This window comes from Rhodococcus sp. CX (assembly GCF_015865005.1).
Lineage (GTDB): Bacteria > Actinomycetota > Actinomycetes > Mycobacteriales > Mycobacteriaceae > Rhodococcus.
The window spans coordinates 14,894-15,784 of sequence record NZ_JADZGH010000225.1 but is presented as its reverse complement, the minus strand read 5'-3'; the positions used below and the strand labels follow the sequence as shown (position 1 = coordinate 15,784).

The following is an 891-nucleotide window of genomic DNA, read 5'->3' as shown; positions in this document are numbered from 1 at the left end:
GGACGACCCGTCGAACCCGACGTGAAGATCACATACGCCGTGTGCTCCGGGCGCAGCGGAACGATCCGCTCCTCGTCCGTGATCGGCGCGGTGGACAGATCCGTGGTCACCGCGTCGTCGACGAACAGCACCGGCCGCCCACCACCGCCGACGCCGAAGACATCGCCACCGAAATCGTCACGGTGCGTGGTCAGCACACACACCGGATCCGCGGTGCGGAGAATGTAGTCCGCCCGCTCCGCCGGCTGATCCGGATCCACCGGCACATAGGCACCACCGGCCTTCGCGACCGCGACCATGCCGATCACCAGCTCCACCGACCGGCGCATACCCAGTGCCACAGTGGATTCCGCGCGCACTCCGGCGGCGATCAGCTGCCGCGCCAGCAGGTTGGCACGGGCGTCGAACTCGCGGTAGGTCAGCGCGACACCGTCGGCCTGGACAGCGACGGCATCCGGGTTCGCGGCGACCTGCGCCTCGAACAACGACACCAACGTCGCCGACGCATCCACCTCGTGCGCAGTGTCGTTGAACGACTCCAGAATTCGCGACCGCTCCCCCGCACCGAGGATCTCCAGATCCCCGACCGGGCGCGACGGATCCGCCACGATCTCCTCGAGAACCCGCACGAACCGCTCGACGAACGAAACCACCGTCGATTCGTCGAACAACGCGGTCGCATAGGTCACGAAACCGCCGATCCCCGTGGGGGCCCCGGCCTCGTCGTAGGTGTCCTGCACGATCCAGTGCAGATCGAACTGCGAGGTGTCGCCGGCCAGGTCGATGCCCTCGACGGTGACCGACGGCAGTTCGAGGGTGGTCCGGGCGAGGTTCTGGAAGGACAGGCCGACCTGGAACAGCGGATGCCGCGCCGTCGACCGCGCCGGATTG

General features: G+C 67.9%; 1 protein-coding gene. It reads right to left on the bottom strand.

Going from position 1 to position 891, the window contains the following annotated elements; translation table 11 throughout:
* A partial coding sequence (locus tag I0Q12_RS33900) for an AMP-binding protein (protein WP_231611419.1) occupies positions 1-891 on the bottom strand: 891 nt, incomplete at both ends.